Origin of the sequence: Streptococcus mitis (genome assembly GCF_946188685.1) — a bacterium.
In the GTDB taxonomy this organism is placed as follows: Bacteria; Bacillota; Bacilli; order Lactobacillales; family Streptococcaceae; genus Streptococcus; species Streptococcus mitis_CC.
The window spans coordinates 1-13216 of sequence record NZ_CAMHWH010000016.1; the positions used below are offsets into that span (position 1 = coordinate 1).

A 13216-nucleotide genomic window follows, 5' to 3' on the forward strand; every position below is an offset into this window, starting at 1 on the left:
AAAAGGACTCAGTCCTGTGCAATACAGAACTAAATCCTTCGGATAAATTAATTGTCTAACTTTTTGGGGTCAGTACAATAGTTGTTGCTTTTTCTTACTGAAAAATGTTTCTCAGACTGCGATCGATTTATTTTTCAACACGTGATTTGTTGGCGATATCGGCTAGGATAGCTGCTACAAACTCATCTACTGACACAGTGTTTGTTTCTTTTTGGCCATAGCGACGAACGTTGACAGTTCCGTCTTCCATTTCCTTGTCCCCAACGATTAATTGGTAAGGAATCTTGCTTGTTTGTGAAGCACGGATCTTGAACTGCATTTTTTCATTGCGCTCATCTACATCTGCACGGACACCACGGTCACGGAGTTTCTTAGCCACTTCCCAAGCGTAGTCCACGTGTTTTTCGTTAGATACTGGGATGAGGGTTACTTGGTGAGGTGCTAGCCATGTTGGGAAGGCACCCTTGTAGTTCTCAATCAAGATAGCTGTGAAGCGTTCCATAGTTGAGATAACTCCACGGTGGATCATAACTGGACGGTGCTCCTCACCATCAGCTCCGATGTATTTAAGATCGAAGCGTTCTGGAAGCAAGAAGTCAAGTTGGATAGTAGAAAGAGTTTCTTCTTTTCCAAGAGCGGTCTTAACTTGAATATCCAATTTTGGTCCGTAGAAGGCTGCTTCACCTTCGGCTTCAAAGTAGTCCACGCCCATTTCATCAAGGGCTGCACGAAGCATGGTTTGGGCATTTTCCCACATTTCATCGTTATCAAAGTACTTGTGAGTATCTTGAGGGTCACGAAGAGAGAGGCGGAAGCGGTATTCAGTCAAGTTGAAGTCTTCATAAACATCGATAATCAACTGAAGAGCACGTTGGAATTCTTCTTGGATTTGTTCTGGAGTAACGAAGAGGTGACCATCGTTGAGTGACATTTCACGTACACGTTGAAGACCAGTCAGGGAACCAGATTTTTCGTAGCGGTGCATCATACCGATTTCAGCGATACGGATTGGCAACTCACGGTAAGAGTGAACATGGTGTTTGAAGACTTGGATGTGGTGCGGACAGTTCATTGGACGAAGGACAAATTCTTCCCCGTCACCCATGTCCATAGTTGGGAACATGTCTTCTTGGTAATGATCCCAGTGACCAGAAGTCTTGTAAAGTTCAACAGAAGCAAGTGGTGGAGTGTAAACGTGTTGGTAGCCAGAAGCCAACTCCTTGTCTACGATGTAGCGTTCCAATTCACGACGGATAGTCGCACCATTTGGCAACCAGAATGGCAAACCTTGTCCCACTTCTTGAGAAATCATGAAGAGGTCAAGCTCTTTACCAAGTTTACGATGGTCACGTTCCTTGGCTTCTTCACGCATTTGAAGGTAGTTTTTCAAGTCTTTCTTGTCAAACCAAGCTGTACCATAGATACGTTGCATCATAGCGTTGTCGCTATTTCCACGCCAGTAAGCACCTGCTACATGGAGAAGGTGGAAGATTTGGATGCGGCCTGTTGATGGGACGTGAGGGCCACGGCAGAGGTCTACATACTCACCTTGACGATAGATAGTCAAACCACCTTCGTCTTCAGAGTGTTCTTCAATCAATTCTAATTTGTAAGGGTCGTTCTTGAAGATTTCACGTGCCTCGTCTTTAGTAACTTCTTCACGGATTGATGGGAAGTTTTCTTTGACAATTTTTTGCATTTCTTCTTCGATACGAGGAAGGTCTTCGTTAGAGATTTGACCAGCTGTGTTGTCAGTATCGTAGTAGAAGCCGTCTTCGATGGCTGGACCAACTCCCAAGTGAATGTCTGGGAAAAGACGACGAGCTGCTTGGGCGAACAAGTGAGCTGCTGAGTGACGCAAGATTGGAAGGGCATCTTCGTGATCAGGTGTCACGATTTCGATGCTTCCATCTTCAGTGATAGCACGAGTAGTGTCGATGAGTTTGCCGTTGAATTTACCAGCCAAGGCCTTTTTAGCTAGGGAATTGCTGATAGATTGGGCAATTTCAAAAGTAGTAACGCCAGATTCGAATTCACGAACAGCGCCATCTGGGAAAGTAATGTTAATCATGATGTTCTCCTTACTTATATTATTGACGAATATGTTAACCCTATTCTGAAAACAGGGACAGAGGATTGTGAAAGATAGAAAAACAAAAAGCGACATCCTCAAAAGGACGTCGCAACGTGGTTCCACCTTCATTTATGTACCTCAAAAGAGAGGGACACCTCTGATTGGCTCTAACGTAGCCACCGTTTTATGTTTTCATAAAAAACTCAAGAGTAGTATCAGTTTAGGCTCTCTATGCGTTTCCAGCAACCACGCACTCTCTAGTAGAAAGGGACTAAGTGACTTGTCTCTATGGATTATTATAGCATGATTGTGAGATTTTTCAAGGATTTTGTGAAAGTTTTTTGTTTTTCATTTTTGTAGAATATGCTTGATGCCAATACCGGAAGCCATGTCCACCAGAGCCAAGGTTTCATAGATTAGCAAGTAAATTAGTATAAACTCACCAAAGGTTATGATAGTAAAGCAAAAGAGCAGTCCGTTACCAATTAACCACCAAAGTGAGAAACGGAAACGGTAGCTATAAAGTAGCGATACAATCAAGATTACCAGAGGTGTAAAGAAGAGAATATTATTTACGTAGAGACTCTTGAGAAAAAGGGGGTCAGAAATGATTAGTGATAACAACTCATAAAGTGGCCAGTAAAAGAAAAAAGATGACCAAATAATAGGGGAGATGGAAATAGAATCTACGCATGATAATCACCTCGTTTTAAAAAAACAGATAACTTAAATCTCTTGCTATGATTATTATAGCATGTTTAAAACAAGAAAGTAAATCTGTTGACAAAGAAGTTAGTTATTGGTAGAATAGGGATTGTCGTAAAGACAAATAACTTCTTCTTGGTTACAGGCATGCCAACCTGTCACTCGGATGAAGCCAAATAAAAAGGAGAAACATCATGGCAATCTCAAAAGAGAAAAAAAATGAAATCATCGCACAATATGCACGTCACGAAGGTGATACAGGTTCAGTAGAGGTTCAAGTTGCTGTCCTTACTTGGGAAATCAACCACCTTAACGAACACATCAAACAACACAAAAAAGACCACGCTACTTACCGTGGATTGATGAAAAAAATCGGTCGCCGTCGTAACTTGCTTGCATACTTGCGTAAAAACGACGTTAACCGTTACCGTGAGTTGATCAACTCTCTAGGACTTCGTCGTTAATTCAAGATACAAAGGCCGTCAAAAGCACAAAGCAAAAATAGGAAAATTGACGAAGAAACTTTAGTTTTTAGGAAATTTTATCTTTTTTGCCAAGTGCTTAGGCCGTGTTCAATTGAGCATATCTTGATAATGAAGCTACTCTAAAATGGGTAGCTTTTTTGTATGGATTTTAGCCCGGGCTCAAATCAGCTCTCTGACTTCAGAGGGCTTTTTTATTGAGGTTTTATCGGTCACAATTTTGGAGACTACAAAAACTGAGTAACCCACCTTAATAGCGGATTGTGTGTTTTATCGGTCACAATTTTGGAGACTACAAAAACCTCAAATGGTATCAGCTAATTACACCATAAGGGTGCGTAGCTACTCGGCTTGAAAAGCCGAGTAGCTGTCTGCAAGCCCCTTCGGAGAGCCCACACTTTACGAAGTAAAGTATAGTATGTTATACTTTACATGGAAGTAGTCACCGAATTCCAGTTAGAAATTACTTTGTAACTACGTTTTGAGGAGGAGTAAAATGCTTTCCTATGTTCGACATTACCCACTAGCGATAGCTAAATTAATGTGTCTGTGCTCTCCTAAAATCTGCTGATTTATTACTGACTAATACAGGAGGTTTTTATGGGACAGACAATCATATCTGCTATTGGTGTTTATATTTCCACCAGTATCGATTATTTAATTATTTTATTTATTTTATTTGCACAGCTATCACAGAATAAACAAAAATGGCATATTTATGCGGGGCAATATCTAGGCACAGGCTTACTTGTAGGGGCGAGTTTAGTTGCTGCTTATGTCGTTAATTTCGTGCCTGAAGAATGGATGGTTGGATTGCTTGGTTTAATCCCTATCTATTTAGGGATTCGCTTTGCAATTGTTGGAGAAGGTGAGGAAGAAGAGGAAGAAGAGGAAGAAATTATTGAAAGATTAGAACAAAGCAAGGCAAATCAACTGTTTTGGACAGTTACATTGCTAACAATTGCGTCTGGCGGAGATAATTTAGGTATCTATATACCTTATTTTGCTTCGTTAGATTGGTCACAGACCCTCGTGGCCTTGCTTGTGTTTGTAATCGGCATAATTATCTTATGCGAGATTAGTCGGGTGTTATCCTCTATTCCGTTAATATTCGAGACAATTGAAAAATACGAGCGAATCATTGTGCCCTTAGTATTCATTGTACTTGGACTATACATCATGTATGAAAATGGCACGATAGAGACTTTTCTGATCGTGTAGATTTTTTTCACTAGGATTTTATCCCAATCTCAAATCAGCTCTCTAATTTTAGAGGGCTTTTTATGTTGTCACTTTACCTCGATATACTCAAGTATAATCTTCGGTTACGATTATTAGCACTGTATGACCAACTATATTTATTTTTCTCATCTTGTTCCATTGTTGAAAATATGGTATACTTTTCATGAGAATTTTCTAAATTTTTAAGATTCTATCAAAGGAGGTTTGCATGCTTTCCAAATTTTCTGGAAGCCGACAAGACCAGCAATTTGTGTTACTTTTAGTTATTTTGCTAGGTATTTTAGGGATTTCTCTCTTTCTAGCAGTTTCAATGGGATCTGTTGCGATTGATCTAGGAGATACCTATCGGATTATTTTGAGTAGGTTAGGATTTCCTCTTGAGATAGGAGAGGTTTCCAAGTCTACTCTTGCCATTGTATGGAACATGAGATTCCCCCGAGTATTGTTAGGTCTGATAGTAGGAGCAGGCCTTTCTATGTGTGGTAGCGTGATGCAGTCTACAGTGAACAATCCCATCGCAGAGCCTTATGTCTTAGGCATCTCTGCTGGTGCAACTCTAGGGGCAACCTTGAGCATCATTCTTGGTTTAAAAGTGATGATTAGCCTTGGAGCTTTTCTTGGAGCTATCTTGGCAACAATTGCTGTCCTCATCATTGCCTCTATGCAGGGAAGGATGACTACTTCTAGTCTGATTTTATCAGGAACGGTGGTCAATGCTCTCTTTCTGGCTTTTTCAAACTTTATTATCTCAGTTGGTGCTAATGCGGACAGTGTGATGACCATTAAGTTTTGGACCATGGGCTCGCTCGCTGGGACTTCCTGGGCAGACTTGGTCCTGCCAACTATAGTAGTAGGAATGGCCTTTCTATTTTTCTCTACTCAGTATCGTGTTTTCAATGCGATGATGATGGGAGATGAGGCTGCTTTAACTTTGGGGATTCCCTTACGCTTTTATTGGTATCTTTATGTGACCATGGTGGCTGTGCTAACAGCAGTCTTAGTGGCAACCTGTGGGATTATTGGATTTGTCGGTCTGATTACTCCACATTTAGCTCGAGGGTTAGTAGGAACGAATTACAAGAGGCTTTTTCATGTTGCAACCTTGCTGGGTGCCCTCTTTGTCATCTGGGCAGATGTACTCTCTCGTATCACCATTCCAAACGCAGAGCTTCCTATTGGTATTTTCACAGCCTTAGTAGGTGCTCCCTTCTTTATCTACATTGTTGGAGGTAGGCGAAGGGAGGTGAGGGTCTGATATGGACTTGATTTGTCAGGATATCCATTTTGGACTAGGAGAGAAAAAAATCCTCAAAGGAGTCTCTCTTAAGGTTGAAGGGAATCAATTTCACACGATATTAGGGCCAAATGGAAGTGGAAAAACCAGCTTGCTTAAACTCCTCTATCGTCAGGAAAAGGTGGATAAAGGCTTGATAAGCCTAGATGGAAAGCCTCTGGAACAATGGACGCTCAAAGAAACAGCAAAGCAAATGGCAGTTGTGACCCAGTTTAACCAACTGCAGTTTGATTGTACAGTTGAGGAAATCGTCTTGCTGGGAAGAACTCCCCACCTCTCTTTTTTACAAAAGGAAAGGGAAAGAGATTATGCTCTCGTTCAAGATGCCCTCGTTAAGGTGGATATGCTTGAGAAGAAAACTCGTCTCTATTCATCCCTGTCAGGGGGAGAGAAACAGCGAGTCTTGTTAGCCCGCGCCTTGGCGCAAGAACCAACTCTCTTGCTCCTGGACGAACCAACCAATCACTTGGATATCAAGTATCAGCTAGACTTGTTGGCCATTGTGAAAAATCTCAATATCAATATTCTAGCTGTCCTACATGATATTCAACTTGCTTGTCGCTATTCGGATTATCTCTATCTGATGAAAGAGGGAGAAATCCTTTACCAAGGGACTCCAAAGGAGACCATCACCCCTGAGTCATTGCAAACTGTATACGGAGTTCAAAGTCAGGTGACTTGGACCGAGGATCAGCAAGCCATGATTCACTATTTATAAGAATGAAAAGGAAAACAAGATGAAAAAAACACTAAGCATTTTACTCGTAACAGTAGCTACCCTAACCATGGCAGCTTGTGGTAATACTACTACAGAAAAAGCTACCACACAATCTAGCGCCGAAACAAGTCAAAAGGCAAGCGCAGAGACGACTTATCCACTAACGGTTAAAACCTATGATGCTAAAGGAAATGAAGTCGAACAAGTTTTTGACAAGGTACCTGAAAAAGTTATTACAAACAATCTTTCAACCACTGAAATCTTATTGGAACTAGGTTTGAAAGATAAAATTGCTGGCATGCTCAATCCAGACAATGCTGTGACGGACAAATACAAGGACGCGATTGCGACGATTCCTCAAATTGGGGATAAAAAAACAGTCTCACAAGAGACAGTCCTTTCTTATGAGCCAGACGCTGTGATGGGTCGAAACATGATGTTTTCTGAAAAATCCTTGGGAACAGTTAGCGCTTGGAATGAAAACAAAATCCCAGTCTATACGCAAAAAGCTTCTCTCTCAACGATTCAGCAAGATTTGGGGAATATCGTAGAAGATGTCAAAAATCTTGGAATAATTTTTAATGTTCAGGACAAGGCTAATGAGTACGCAGCCCAATTACAAACTAAAATTGACGCTGTTAAGAAAGCAAATCCAGCAAGTCAAGGTGAAAAGAAAAAGGCTTTGATTATGGTTGCGTATAATGATGAAACCTTCGGTGCCTACAAGTCTGCTTTGCAAGAAAGTTTGCTGAACCAACTTGGTTATACAAACGTTGCTACGGGGACATCAGGTTTGACCTTGGAAAACCTCGTGTCAATGGATCCTGAATTGATTATCTATGTAACCAGCGATCGTAATAAAAAATTGGATGAAAAAGCAGTAGAGTTGATGAAGGCAAATGCTGTTTTGGAAAGCGTTCCTGCTATTAAGAATCAAAAAATCATGACCATCTCTTACGATGAATTGATGGACTATGGTCCAGCAGTGATTGATTCCCTTGAGAAAATCAATGACTTTATCAATAAATAATAAGTTTGATTGGGAAGGAATTCAAGTCAAAATCAGCCTTCCTTCTAACTACGACCCCAATCAAACCTATCCGGCTATTTTATTGAATGATGGAAACTTGGATTTCCTATCTTCCCTTTCCGAATCTGTGATTTTAGTGGGCTTGACCTCTAAAAATCGCTTAGACGATTACACTCCCTGGAAGGCATCTGCTCTGAGAGATGGGGCTCCAGAGTTTGGAGGTCAGGCCAAGGTCTATCATGATCATTTGTTTGGAGGTCTTTTAGACAAGTTGCAGTCGCTTTATCGTCTGGACGAAACTCGCCTTGCTTATGGAGGCTACTCACTAGGTGGTTTGGCGGCAGTCTACAGTCTTTTCAGCTTTGACAAGGTTTCCTGTGTCTTTTCGATCTGCGGTTCCTTTTGGTATCCTGATTTTGCGGCTTACTGCAAGGCAGAAAATGTGAAAAATTTGGACTGTTTGCTGTATTTACAGAATGGTCAAACAGAAGGAGCATACCATACTAATCGCTTGGCTCAAGCACCAGTCTATGCTGAGAAAATCCATACCAGTCTTCAGAAACGCTATCCGAACGGTCAGTTTGTCTTTGATCCTTATGGACACCATGAACAAGTAGTTGAGCGATTTTTAGCTTTTTCCAGCTGGTTGGCCCAAAAATGGAAAATTAAGTAAAAGAATTATCCCTTGGCTTTTGCCAAGGGATTGTTGTATTTATTTAACCAAGGTTTTCTCTCTTTTTATCTGGATTCCAGACGAAGCTTGCGATAAAGCTAAAGATGATGGTTAGGATAGCGAGGATAATGGCAAGGATGAGAGCAGGGATGCGGATAAACCACCAGAGTGGGTTTGGTTTTTTATCATTGTGCCATTGTTTCGTTTCTTGGTCCAAACGTTGGAATTCTGCTTGAATGCGATTGGCGACTGTTTCAATGCCTTCATCATTCATTTTCTTGATATCTGAGATATCGATTGGATTTCCAAAGTTCATATCGACACGTTCGCGGCTAACCAAGCCTTTCAAGGTTATAGGACCTGTGTAGGTAACCGGCATAATACGGACCTTGGCCATTTTGGCAATCAGGGCAACTCCACCCTTGACATCGTTTGAGTGACGGCTCCCACTTGGGAACATGATAAGGGAGCGGTCACTTTTTTTAAGAACATTGATAGGGTATTTGATGGCAGAAGCGCTAGGATTTTCACGGTCGATAGGAAAGGCACCACACATACGAATCCACCAACCAAAGATACGGTTGGTAAAGAGTTCTTTTTTTGCCATAAAGATGAACTGTTTTGGCTTGGTCGCAAAGGCCATGTAAACTGGATCCCACCAGGTACGGTGAGGGGCAACCAGAATATAATTTTCATCTTGATTAGGAATTTTATCAGTATTATGATAGTGGGCATTGCCATTGATGGACCATAGGAGCAAGACAACTAATCCGCGTAAATAAGTATAAAACATGCGATCTCCTTCGATTGTTTTCTTGTTATTATTATACCTTATCAAAGGAGGGCTGGCAAACTTTTTCCCTTGACTAGGTGCATATTTGGGATGAGATTAGAATTCTTTTAGAAAAAATGATATGATAGAATTTATGGATAAAAATAAGATTATGGGATTAACCCAAAGAGAAGTCAAGGAAAGACAGGCTAAGGGCTTGGTCAATGATTTTACCGCATCGGCTAGTACAAGCACTTGGCAAATCGTTAAACGAAATGTCTTTACCCTTTTTAACGCTTTGAACTTTGCCATTGCTTTGGCACTAGCCTTTGTGCAGGCTTGGAGCAATTTGGTCTTTTTTGCTGTTATCTGCTTTAACGCTTTTTCTGGGATTGTGACCGAGCTGCGGGCTAAACACATGGTGGACAAGCTCAATCTCATGACCAAGGAAAAGGTCAAAACTATTCGTGATGGCCAAGAAGTGGCTCTGAATCCTGAAGAATTGGTGTTAGGAGATGTGATTCGTCTGTCTGCTGGAGAGCAGATTCCCAGTGATGCCTTGGTTTTGGAAGGCTTTGCGGAAGTCAATGAAGCCATGTTGACGGGGGAAAGTGATTTGGTGCAAAAGGAAGTGGATGCCTTGCTTTTGTCAGGAAGTTTCTTGGCCAGTGGGTCAGTTTTAGCTCAAGTTCACCATGTCGGTGCAGACAACTATGCTGCCAAACTCATGCTGGAAGCCAAGACAGTTAAACCAATCAACTCTCGTATCATGAAATCGCTGGACAAGTTAGCAGGTTTTACTGGAAAGATTATCATTCCCTTTGCTCTAGCTCTCTTGCTAGAAGCCTTGATTTTAAAAGGCCTGCCTCTCAAGTCATCCGTTGTAAACTCGTCGACAGCCCTTTTGGGAATGTTGCCTAAGGGAATTGCCCTTTTGACCATTACTTCGCTCTTGACAGCGGTGATTAAGTTGGGCTTGAAAAAGGTCTTGGTTCAGGAAATGTACTCTGTTGAGACCTTGGCGCGCGTGGATATGCTCTGTTTGGACAAGACGGGCACCATCACCCAAGGAAAGATGCAGGTGGAGGCTGTTCTTCCACTGACGGAAACTTATAGTGAAGAGGCTATTGCCAGTATCCTGACTAGTTACATGGCCCATAGTGAGGATAAAAATCCAACAGCTCAAGCCATTCGCCAGCGTTTTGTGGGAGAAGTAGCCTACCCTATGATTTCCAATCTGCCTTTCTCAAGCGACCGCAAGTGGGGGGCTATGGAGTTGGAAGGGCTAGGGACAGTTTTCTTAGGGGCGCCTGAGATGTTGTTGGACTCTGAAGTACCAGAAGCCAGAGAGGCCTTGGAGAGAGGTTCACGTGTCTTGGTCTTAGCTCTCAGTCAGGAGAAATTAGACCATCACAAACCACAAAAACCATCTGATATTCAGGCTCTAGCCTTGCTGGAAATCTTGGACCCCATTCGGGAGGGAGCAGCAGAGACACTGGACTATCTCCGTTCTCAGGAAGTGGGGCTCAAGATTATCTCTGGTGATAATCCAGTCACTGTGTCCAGTATTGCCCAGAAGGCTGGTTTTGCAGACTATGACAGTTATGTAGATTGCTCGAAAATCACGGATGAGGAATTGATTGCTATGTCGGAGGAGACTGCCATTTTCGGACGTGTTTCCCCTCATCAAAAGAAACTCATCATCCAAACACTGAAAAAAGCGGGGCATATAACAGCTATGACAGGGGATGGAGTTAATGATATCCTGGCTCTTCGTGAGGCGGATTGCTCTATCGTGATGGCTGAGGGAGATCCAGCGACTCGTCAGATTGCCAATCTGGTTCTCTTGAACTCTGACTTTAATGATGTTCCTGAGATTCTCTTTGAAGGTCGTCGTGTGGTCAATAACATTGCCCACATCGCTCCGATTTTCTTGATAAAGACCATCTATTCCTTCCTGTTAGCGGTCATCTGTATTGCCAGTGCTCTTATGGGACGGTCTGAATGGATCTTGATTTTCCCATTCATTCCGATCCAGATTACCATGATTGACCAGTTTGTGGAAGGTTTCCCACCATTCGTTCTGACTTTTGAAAGAAATATCAAGCCTGTCGAGCCAAACTTCCTCAGAAGATCCATGCTTCGTGCTCTACCAAGTGCTCTCATGGTTGTGTTCAGCGTTCTTTTTGTGAAAATATTTGGAAGTAGCCAAGGTTGGTCTGAGTTAGAAATTTCAACTCTACTCTATTATCTCTTGGGGTCAATTGGTTTCTTATCTGTATTTAGAGCCTGCATGCCATTTACCCTATGGCGTGTCCTCTTGATTGTTTGGTCAGTAGGAGGCTTCCTAGCCACAGCTCTCTTCCCAAGAATTCAAAAACTGCTTGAAATTTCAACCTTAACAGGACAAACATTACCTGTTTATGGTGTCATGATGTTGGTCTTTACCGTGATTTTCATCCTGACTAGTCGCTATCAAGCCAGAAAATAAAGAAAGGCTGCAATCTGTGGATTGCGGTCTTTTTAGGTACAAGATTGCCAGCTGAAATGTGGTATAATAAGAGGTAACAGAGTTTGGAAAGTGAGAGAAGATGATTTCAAAGAGATTAGAATTAGTGGCTTCCTTTGTGCCACAGGGAGCAATTTTGCTAGATGTGGGAAGTGATCATGCTTATCTGCCTATCGAGTTGGTCGAAAGAGGCCAAATCAAAAGTGCCATTGCAGGTGAGGTGGTGGAGGGACCTTATCAGTCTGCTGTCAAAAATGTTGAAGCTCACGGCCTAAAGGAGAAAATCCAGGTTCGTTTAGCCAATGGCTTGGCAGCCTTTGAAGAGGCAGATCAGGTATCGGTCATTACCATTGCTGGCATGGGTGGTCGTTTGATTGCTAGGATTTTAGAAGAAGGCTTGGACAAGTTAGCTAATGTAGAACGTTTAATCCTCCAACCCAATAATCGTGAAGACGACTTGCGTATCTGGCTACAAGAGAACGAATTTCAGATTGTAGCTGAAAGTATCTTAGAAGAGGCTGGCAAGTTTTACGAGATTTTGGTGGTGAAAGCAGGACAAATGAAACTATCAGCCAGTGATGTTCGCTTTGGACCTTTCTTGTCCAAAGAGATCAGTCCAGTCTTTGTCCAAAAATGGCAAAAAGAAGCTGTTAAGCTAGAGTTTGCCCTCGGACAAATCCCAGAAAAAAATCTGGAGGAACGTCAAGTTCTAGTAGATAAAATTCAAGCCATCAAGGAGGTTCTACATGCTAGCAAGTGAAGTGATTAACGTGTATGAAGCCTTTTGCCCTCAGGAATTTTCCATGGAGGGAGACAGTCGTGGTCTGCAAATTGGCACTTTGGACAAGGATATCCAAAGGGTCATGGTGACTCTGGATATTCGTGAAGAAACGGTGGCTGAAGCCATTGAAAAGGGTGTGGACTTGATTATTGCCAAGCACGCGCCGATTTTCCGTCCTATCAAGGACTTGGTATCTAGTCGTCCGCAAAATCAGATTTACATTGATCTCATCAAGCATGACATCGCAGTTTATGTCAGCCATACCAATATTGACATCGTTGAAAATGGCCTCAATGACTGGTTCTGCCAGATGCTAGGCATTGAGGAGACGACTTATCTGCAGGAGACAGGTCCTGGACGTGGAATTGGACGTATTGGCAATATTCAGCCTCAGACATTTGGGGAATTGGCTCAACATGTCAAGCAAGTATTTGGCCTAGATAGTCTTCGAATGGTGCATTATCAAGAGACTAATTTGCAGAAGCCTATTTCAAGAGTGGCCATCTGTGGTGGAAGCGGGCAGTCATTCTATAAGGATGCTTTGGCAAAAGGGGCAGATGTCTATATCACTGGTGATATTTATTACCATACTGCTCAGGATATGTTATCTGATGGTTTGCTAGCCTTGGACCCAGGTCACTATATCGAAGTGCTTTTTGTAGAAAAAATTGCAGAGCTTCTTAATCAATGGAAAGAGGAAAAAGGCTGGACTATTGATATCTTACCTAGTCAAGCATCGACCAATCCTTTCCATCATATCTAGTTAGAAAGTGAAAATAATGAAAAAAGTTGCCATTATCGGAGCAGGGATTGTAGGTGCAACAGCTGCCTACTACCTCTCTAAAGAAAGTGACCTAGAGGTGACCGTCTTTGATCATGGACAAGGTCAGGCTACCAAGGCCGCAGCAGGAATTATCAGTCCTTGGTTTTCAAAAC

General features: G+C 42.2%; 12 protein-coding genes and 1 pseudogene. 10 read left to right on the top strand and 3 right to left on the bottom strand.

The annotated features are described in order from the left end of the window. Nucleotides 1-127: 127 nt before the first annotated feature. Both thrS and N8N51_RS10515 read right to left on the bottom strand, forming a co-directional pair. On the bottom strand, nucleotides 128-2071 hold the full coding sequence (gene thrS, locus N8N51_RS10220) for a threonine--tRNA ligase (protein ID WP_261034050.1): 1944 nt from the start codon (nucleotides 2069-2071) through the stop codon (nucleotides 128-130). Nucleotides 2072-2111: 40 nt separating this feature from the next. Next, nucleotides 2112-2320 (bottom strand): annotated as a pseudogene (locus N8N51_RS10515) (hypothetical protein). A 653-nt stretch (nucleotides 2321-2973) separates the two neighbouring features. Here N8N51_RS10515 and rpsO point away from each other — a divergent pair. From rpsO to N8N51_RS10250, 6 genes are all read left to right on the top strand, one after another. Then, a complete protein-coding gene (rpsO, locus tag N8N51_RS10225) occupies nucleotides 2974-3243 on the top strand; it encodes a 30S ribosomal protein S15 (RefSeq protein ID WP_001018251.1) in 270 nt (89 codons plus the stop codon). Between the two features lie 618 nt (nucleotides 3244-3861). Then, the gene (locus tag N8N51_RS10230) at nucleotides 3862-4482 is read left to right on the top strand and encodes a CadD family cadmium resistance transporter (protein WP_060628622.1); all 621 of its coding nucleotides are present in this window, start codon (nucleotides 3862-3864) and stop codon (nucleotides 4480-4482) included. Between the two features lie 229 nt (nucleotides 4483-4711). After that, on the top strand, nucleotides 4712-5758 hold the full coding sequence (locus tag N8N51_RS10235; protein ID WP_261056771.1) for a FecCD family ABC transporter permease: 1047 nt from the start codon (nucleotides 4712-4714) through the stop codon (nucleotides 5756-5758). 1 nt (nucleotide 5759) lies between these two features. Next, nucleotides 5760-6515, top strand: coding sequence for an ABC transporter ATP-binding protein (locus N8N51_RS10240; protein ID WP_070482294.1), 756 nt, complete (start codon nucleotides 5760-5762; stop codon nucleotides 6513-6515). Nucleotides 6516-6534: 19 nt separating this feature from the next. After that, entirely contained in the window at nucleotides 6535-7545 is a 1011-nt protein-coding gene (locus N8N51_RS10245; RefSeq protein WP_261104132.1) for an ABC transporter substrate-binding protein, read from the top strand. Continuing rightward, a complete protein-coding gene (locus N8N51_RS10250; RefSeq protein ID WP_261104133.1) occupies nucleotides 7526-8218 on the top strand; it encodes an alpha/beta hydrolase-fold protein in 693 nt (230 codons plus the stop codon). Before N8N51_RS10245 ends, N8N51_RS10250 begins: the two co-directional genes overlap by 20 nt. A 43-nt stretch (nucleotides 8219-8261) precedes the next feature. Here the strand turns inward: N8N51_RS10250 and N8N51_RS10255 are convergent, their stop codons facing one another. Next, entirely contained in the window at nucleotides 8262-9011 is a 750-nt protein-coding gene (locus tag N8N51_RS10255) for a lysophospholipid acyltransferase family protein (protein ID WP_078238200.1), read from the bottom strand. Between the two features lie 133 nt (nucleotides 9012-9144). Between N8N51_RS10255 and N8N51_RS10260 the strand changes: the two genes are divergently transcribed. The 4 genes from N8N51_RS10260 to N8N51_RS10275 all read left to right on the top strand — a co-directional run. Next, nucleotides 9145-11481 carry a cation-translocating P-type ATPase gene (locus N8N51_RS10260; protein ID WP_261104134.1) on the top strand — a complete coding sequence of 779 codons (2337 nt, stop codon included), beginning with the start codon at nucleotides 9145-9147 and terminating at the stop codon, nucleotides 11479-11481. 100 nt (nucleotides 11482-11581) lie between these two features. Then, entirely contained in the window at nucleotides 11582-12259 is a 678-nt protein-coding gene (locus N8N51_RS10265; RefSeq protein WP_070482288.1) for a tRNA (adenine(22)-N(1))-methyltransferase, read from the top strand. Beyond that, entirely contained in the window at nucleotides 12246-13043 is a 798-nt protein-coding gene (locus tag N8N51_RS10270; protein ID WP_070482286.1) for a Nif3-like dinuclear metal center hexameric protein, read from the top strand. The genes N8N51_RS10265 and N8N51_RS10270 overlap by 14 nt, the downstream gene beginning before the upstream one ends. 16 nt (nucleotides 13044-13059) lie before the next feature. Continuing rightward, nucleotides 13060-13216, top strand: a 157-nt coding sequence (locus tag N8N51_RS10275; RefSeq protein ID WP_261104135.1) for an FAD-dependent oxidoreductase, incomplete at its 3' end; no start/stop codon positions are given.